The organism is Kitasatospora sp. NPDC001540 (assembly GCF_042894345.1).
In the GTDB taxonomy this organism is placed as follows: Bacteria; Actinomycetota; Actinomycetes; order Streptomycetales; family Streptomycetaceae; genus Kitasatospora; species Kitasatospora phosalacinea_C.
This window is the reverse complement of sequence record NZ_JBIAVO010000080.1, coordinates 1-6,356: the sequence shown is the minus strand read 5'-3', so window position 1 is coordinate 6,356 and position 6,356 is coordinate 1. Positions and strand designations below refer to the sequence as shown.

Here is a 6,356-nt window from a genome sequence, read left to right as displayed (position 1 = left end):
CACCTCGAAGCGTGGAGAACGGCCGCCTCTGCTGTCCCGGGAAGAACCGCAGATCAGCAGGTCGAGTGACATGCGTGGATAAACGCCAAGCTGAGTGCTGGTCAGGAGAGCGGGAGAGCATGCTAATTTGCGAGTTTGGAGCAAGATGGTTGACGAGCCCGAGGGAGTTTTCGTCACTGTGTGTGACGTTGCTCGGGTCGCGATCAGCCTGCTGCCGTCACCGTGTTCGAACCGATCGGTGGCCTCCAGCCGCACTCGCTTCCGGCGCGGTTGCTCCTGGACGGTGAACCCGCTCCTCTGCACGTATCGCGCACTGATGCCGTAGTGCAGGGATCAAGGTCCGTCAGCGTCTCCTGCAAGGAGAGTTCGGCCTGAGTAACCATGCACGATCGTAGGGAGATCCAGAGAGGAAGCCGGTGAAGGTCCGTACCCGGCAGGCGCGTTCGGAGAGGCCCGCAGGGTGGCTGTCGTGCTGTCAGCCCTCGTTCACCGCCGCGGGGGTGGTGGCTGGGCCGGGGACGTTCCACTTCTCCTCGATCCGCGCCAACCTCCACACGGCGAGTGCGATGAGCCAGGTGGCGACGAACAGGCCGACGATCGCGAAGCCGACGGTGTTGAGGTCGAGTCGGGAGATCCAGTCCCAGAAGGGCCCGTGCAGGGCGAGTTTGTCGGCGAGGAGGCCGAGCAGTTCGATGGTGCCGATGAGGAGGGCGACGGCGATCGACAGGCCGGTGACGGTCAGGTTGTAGTAGATCTTGCGGGCGGGTTCGGAGAACGCCCAGCCGTAGGCGAAGTTCATGAACGAGCCGTCGATGGTGTCCAGCAGGCACATACCGGCGGCGAACAGCACGGGCAGGCACAGGATGGCGTACCACGGCAGGCCGGACGCGGCTCCGGAGCCGGCGAGGACGAGCAGGGCGATCTCGGTGGCGGTGTCGAAGCCGAGTCCGAAGAGCATGCCCAGCGGGTACATGTGCCACGGTTTGCTGACCGAGTTCGTCACGCGTCCGAGCAGTCGGTTCATCAGGCCGCGCTTGTCGAGCTGCTCTTCCAGTGCGGCTTCGTCTAGGTGGCCGGCGCGCATCTGGCGGAACACCTTCCACAAACCGACGAGGATGACGAGGTTCACGATCGCGATCAGGTACAGGAAGGCTCCGGAGACGGCGGTGCCGATCAGGGCGGTGACCTGGTGGAGGGCGGAGCCGTCGTTCCGGAGGGGGCCGGTCAGGGCTTTGACGCCGAGCGAGAGCAGGACGGCGAGGGCGAAGACGATGGACGAGTGCCCGAGGGAGAACCAGAAGCCGACCGACAGGGGTCTCTTGCGCTGTTCCATGAGCTTGCGGGTGGTGTTGTCGATGGCGGCGATGTGGTCGGCGTCGAAGGCGTGGCGCATGCCGAGGGTGTAGGCGGTGACGCCGATCCCGATGCCGAAGGTCTTGGTGCCCAGGGCGTGGTGCTCGGGGGCGACGACGGCGACCAGGGTGACCCAGCCGATGACGTGCAGGGCGGCGATGAACGCGGCCATCGTGCCCAGTCGCCGCCACTCCTGACGGGTGATCGGGATCTTCGCAGGTGCGGCGGCCTGGGACGGGGGGAGGGGTGCGGACGAGGAGGCCACGGGCGTCCTTCCGGCGTGGGGCGAGCGTCCGCTCGGGTGCGTTCGACTCGTACTTGCACTATCACCGCAGAAAGGGGGTCTGTCAGGGGGCGCGCCGGGGGCGCGTGAGAGTGCGTAGTCGGCGTCCGGTCCACCGGAGGAGCGGGGGTGGCGGGCTCCGGCTCCGGCCCAGGCGGGCCCCGGTAGCGGGGTTGCCCCGTGCGGGTGATCCCCCGGCAGGTCGGGGTGGTAGCTGTTCCCCGTGGCGCGGGCGGGCGCGAAGGTGGTTGCGGGGCACCTCGCCTCGTTCCCTCTCCCACCGGGCCCGTCGGCCGTGGACCGCCCGGCCGTGTTCCTGGAGGCCCGCGTGCAGGCAGCACGATTCCTTGTCAGAGCGGGCGCCGTCGCGTCGGCGGCCCTGTGCCTGATGGCCCTCGGCGCGCCCGCTGCCGGTGCTCACCCGTTGGGCAACTTCTCCCTCAACCACTACCTCGGCCTCACCGTCCGGCCGGCATCCGTCGAGGCGCTCGCGGTCACCGACGCCGCCGAGATCCCCACCCTCCAGGAGCAGCCGAAGGTCGACCGGAACGGGGACGGCACCGCAGACGACACCGAGCGCGCGGCCTGGGCCACCGAGCAGTGCGGCCTGACGGCACAGCACCTGAAGGTGACGGCCGGTCAGGCCGCCCAACCGCTGGCCTGGCGGGTCGGCTCGGCACAGTTCCGGTACGAGGACGGTTCCGCCGGTCTGCGCACCAGCCGCCTGGAGTGCGTGCTCCACGCCGACCTGTACCTGCCCGCCGGAGGGAGCCCGATCCGGGCGGATACCGGGAGCGACCCGGCCCGGGTGGGGTGGAACGAGATCACCGCCCGCGGCGACGGCGTCACATTGGAGGGCTCCGACGTTCCCGCCGAGTCGGTCTCCAAGGAACTGCGGGACTACCCGCGGGAGCTGCTGGACAGCCCCAGCGGCGTCACCCGTGCCCAGTTCCGGGCCAGGCCCGGCGGCGGCGCCGTGCCCGCGGGTGCGGCGGCCGTCCGGGCGAACGGCTCCGGGCCGACGGCCTGGCTGGCCGGTCTGGACGCCCGCCTCGCCGGCATCGGCGCCGCCGAGCGCCTGACCGTGCCGCTGGGCCTGCTAGCGGTCCTGCTGTCGATCGTGCTCGGCGCCGGACACGCCCTGCTGCCCGGGCACGGCAAGACCGTGATGGCCGCCTACCTCGCAGGGCGGCGCGGCCGCACCCGCGACGCCGTCACCGTCGGAGCGACCGTCACGGTGACCCACACCGCCGGGGTCATCGTCATCGGCCTGTGCCTGACCACCTTCTCCTCGCTGGCCGGAGACGTGCTGCTGGGCTGGCTGGGCGTCCTCAGCGGAGCGCTGGTCGCCCTGGTCGGCGCGGGCCTGCTGCGCGATGCCGTCCGCCGTTCCCGCCACGCCCGCGCGCACGCACACCTCCCGCATCCCCAGCCGGGCTCCGACGACGCCGATGCCAGGGAGCTCGCCCACGCCGCCGCCCACGCCGCGGGCACCCCGCACGACCACGACCACGACCCGCACCCCGCGTCGGACGGCCACCGCACCGGCCCCGACCCGCACCACGGCCACCCGCACCACCACGATCACGGTCACCCGCACGATCACGGCCACGGTCATCACCATGACCACGAGCACGGTCATCCGCACGTCCACGGCCGGGCCGGTGAACTGGCGCACGGTCACCACGGCCACCGCCACGGGCTGTTCGGCGGCCACCACCGGCACGACCCCGGCCCGACGAGCCGGCGCAACCTGATCGGCCTCGGGATCGCCGGCGGCCTGGTCCCCAGCCCGTCCGCCCTGGTGGTGCTGCTCGGCGCGGTCGCGCTGGGCCGGACGCTGTTCGGCGCGGCCCTCGTGGTCGCCTACGGCGTGGGCATGGCCGCCACCCTCACCGCCGTCGGCCTGCTCCTGGTCCGGATGGGCGACCGGCTCGCCGCGGTGCAGGACGGACCGCTCGCCCGGCGCGTCCGCCGGATCGCGCCGTACAGCGCCCTGCTCACCGCGGGGCTGATCCTGGCCGTCGGGCTGGGACTGGTCGTCCGCAGCCTGCCCGCCACCCTGTGAACGCCCGCACCCACCGGAGGACGACCGCCGTGGACACCCGCCGCACCCGCCCGTTCCTGCTCCTCGCCACCGCCGCCGCGCTGCTCACGGGCTGCGGCGGCGGAGGATCGGACGGGAGCTTCGACGCCCAGCCCGGCACACCGTCGCCGACCTGCCTCCAGCACCAGGAACAGCAGCCGGGCAGCCGGTACACCGGCGGGGAGCGGTCCGACCCGACGGCCGTGCTGGAGATGATGCGCTTCTACACCGCCAACGGCACCAAGGCGTACTGCGACGGCCGACCGCCCACCGACACCGACCTGCGCTGGATGCGGCTCTACACCGATCTGGGCGGCGACGCGGGGCACGTGGCGGCACCGGCGGCGAAGTAGCCGCTTCCCCTGCGGCCGTCCGCCGGAGGTCAGTTCCCGGTGGAGAGCTCAGCCAGGGCGGTGCGGGCGGCGGGGGCGTGCAGCGGGTGGAAGTCGGGGTCGGTCGCCAGGGCCGTTCCGAGTTCGGTGCGGGCCTCGTCGTCGCGACCGAGTGCGCGCAGGATCACGCCGCGGTGGTAGTGGAAGAGGGCGTTGCGGGTGCCCAGCGCGAGCGCCTGGTCGGACTCCGACAGGGCGTCCGCGTCGCGGCCGGCCGTGTGCAGGGCCCAGGCGTAGGCGTCGTGGGTGTCCAGGAACGGGCGGGTGCGCAGGCCCTGTTCGGCGATGGCGACGGCGGTGTTCGGATCGCCGTGGTCGGCCTCGAAGAGAGCGGCGTCCGCGTCGAGGGCGACGCCGTTGTCGGTGAACAGCTTCCACTCGCCGCGCAGCACCCGGTACTGCTGCTCGGCCTCCTCGGTGCGGCCCAGCGACTGGAGCAGCTCGCCGAGTTCGAGGACGTACTCGGGCTGCGGCACCTGGGCGGTGGCGCGGCGAAGGTCGGCGACGGCCTCGTCGGCGTTGCCGAGTGCGGCCTCGGCGCGGCCCTTGGCCTCCAGCAGCGAGGCGGTGCCGGGTGCGGTGCGCAGGCCCGCTTCGGCCCGGGCGAGCGCGGTCTTCGCGTCCCCGGCGCCCAGGGCGAGCAGGCTGAGGTGGTAGAGGGCGAAGGCGCGGTCGGCGGCGGTGTTGGCGTCGTCCAGGGCGCGCTGCATGGTGGCGGTGGCGGCGGCGGTGTCTCCGCGCAGCTCCCAGGTGTAGGAGGCGCGGGCCAGTGAGGGGGTGCCCGGTTTGAGGTCGACCATGCGCTGGACGGCGTCGAACGCCTCGGGGTAGCGGCCGAGTTGGGTGTAGGCGTCGGCCAGGGTGCCGTGGAGGGTGGAGTTGTTGGGGTTGATCGCGACGGCCTTCTGCGACCAGTCGAGGGCCGCGGTGAAGTCGTGGCGGGCTGCGGTGAGGGCGGCCATCGCGGCCATCGCGGTGAAGTTCTCGGCGGGGTCGGCGGCCAGGGAGCGGGTCAGGACCTCCTCCGCCTTCGGGTAGTACGACGGATCGGCGGTGATCCTGGCCTGCTGGACGTAGGCCAGGCCCAGGGAGGCCATCGCGAGGACGTCGCCCGGGGTCTGCTTCAGGTGGTCCTGCAGGCCGCGGATGTCCGCGGCCAGGCCGGTGTCCGCGCTGTCCTGCCCGATGCTCCGCTCCTGCCCGGCGGGGGCTTCGCCGCCCTGTGGGGTGAGGCCGAGGCCCCCGGCGAGGAACAGGCCCACGCCGAGGGCGGTGGCGACGGCGGCGGGAAGCAGGCGGCGGCGTCGGTTCACTGCGGTACTCCAGGCGGTCGTGGGCGGGACGGAATCTATGCGGTCGGGGTGTCGTTGCCACGGGCCGGTGGCGCGGCGAACACCACCAGATTGGCGTCGTAGGCGTGCTGTGCGCGGTCGTAGCTGCCGCCGCAGGTGATCAGGCGCAGGCTCGGCCCGGCGGTGTTCCCGAAGACCTGCTCGGCGGGGAAGTCCTGCTTGTCGTAGTTGCGCAGGGCCTGGACGGTGAAGGAGGAGGTCGTTCCGTCCACCGCCTGCACCTCGATGGTGTCGCCGGGGCGCAGGACGGACAGGCCCGCGAAGACCGCGGGGCCGGTGCGGGAGTCGACGTGGCCGACGATGACGGCGGTGCCGGGGCCGCCCGGGGCGGGTCCCTGGCTCCACCAGCCCGCCACGTCCGGGTCCGCAGGCGCGGCCAGGTGGCCGTCGTCCTGCACCTGGAGGTCGCCTAGGGCGGTGTCGACACCGATGCGGGGGATGCGGAGCCGGGCGGGCGGGGCGACCGGCGCGCGGTCGGAGCCGCCCTCCGGCGCGGTCGGTGCCGCACCGTGGACGGTGGCGGGCAGCTCGCCGACGTCGGCGACCCGCGCGGGGGCGGGCGCGGCCGGTCGGTCGGTGACGGCCGCCGCGCCGAGCCCGGCCAGCGCGAGCCCCGCCGCCACGGCACCCGCTCCCACCAGGCGACGGGGCCCGGCCGTCCGCAGCGCAGCACCCGCACGCGCCGCGCCGGCACCTGTCCGGGCGGTGGTGTCCTTCGCCCGGGCGAAGGACACCGCCAGGGCGGCTACGAGCCGGGCGCGCACGAGGGCCGGGCGGCCGCGCGGGGGGGGGGGGGGGGCGGGGGGGGGGGGGGGGTTGTGGGGGGGGGGGGGGGGGGGGGGGGGGGGGGGGCGGCCGGCGCCCGCCGGGGGGGGGGGCCCGGGGGGGGC

5 protein-coding genes are annotated in these 6,356 nt (G+C 73.6%); 2 read left to right on the top strand and 3 right to left on the bottom strand.

Annotation, left to right across the window (positions count from 1 at the left end; all coding sequences use genetic code 11):
• Positions 1 to 475: 475 nt before the first annotated feature.
• Positions 476 to 1,558 (bottom strand): HoxN/HupN/NixA family nickel/cobalt transporter, encoded by a 1,083-nt coding sequence (locus ACFY00_RS37950; protein ID WP_388038799.1) that lies wholly within the window; start codon positions 1,556 to 1,558, stop codon positions 476 to 478.
• Positions 1,559 to 1,964: 406 nt separating this feature from the next.
• Here ACFY00_RS37950 and ACFY00_RS37945 point away from each other — a divergent pair, with 406 nt between their 5' ends.
• Both ACFY00_RS37945 and ACFY00_RS37940 read left to right on the top strand, forming a co-directional pair.
• On the top strand, positions 1,965 to 3,704 hold the full coding sequence (locus ACFY00_RS37945) for a nickel/cobalt transporter (protein WP_388038797.1): 1,740 nt from the start codon (positions 1,965 to 1,967) through the stop codon (positions 3,702 to 3,704).
• A gap of 29 nt (positions 3,705 to 3,733) precedes the next feature.
• Positions 3,734 to 4,075, top strand: coding sequence for a hypothetical protein (locus ACFY00_RS37940; protein WP_388038795.1), 342 nt, complete (start codon positions 3,734 to 3,736; stop codon positions 4,073 to 4,075).
• Positions 4,076 to 4,104: 29 nt separating this feature from the next.
• Here the strand turns inward: ACFY00_RS37940 and ACFY00_RS37935 are convergent, their stop codons facing one another.
• Entirely contained in the window at positions 4,105 to 5,427 is a 1,323-nt protein-coding gene (locus ACFY00_RS37935) for a tetratricopeptide repeat protein (RefSeq protein ID WP_388038792.1), read from the bottom strand.
• Positions 5,428 to 5,462: 35 nt separating this feature from the next.
• The gene (locus ACFY00_RS37930) at positions 5,463 to 6,089 is read right to left on the bottom strand and encodes a class F sortase (protein WP_388038790.1); all 627 of its coding nucleotides are present in this window, start codon (positions 6,087 to 6,089) and stop codon (positions 5,463 to 5,465) included.
• Between the last annotated feature and the right edge of the window lie 267 nt (positions 6,090 to 6,356).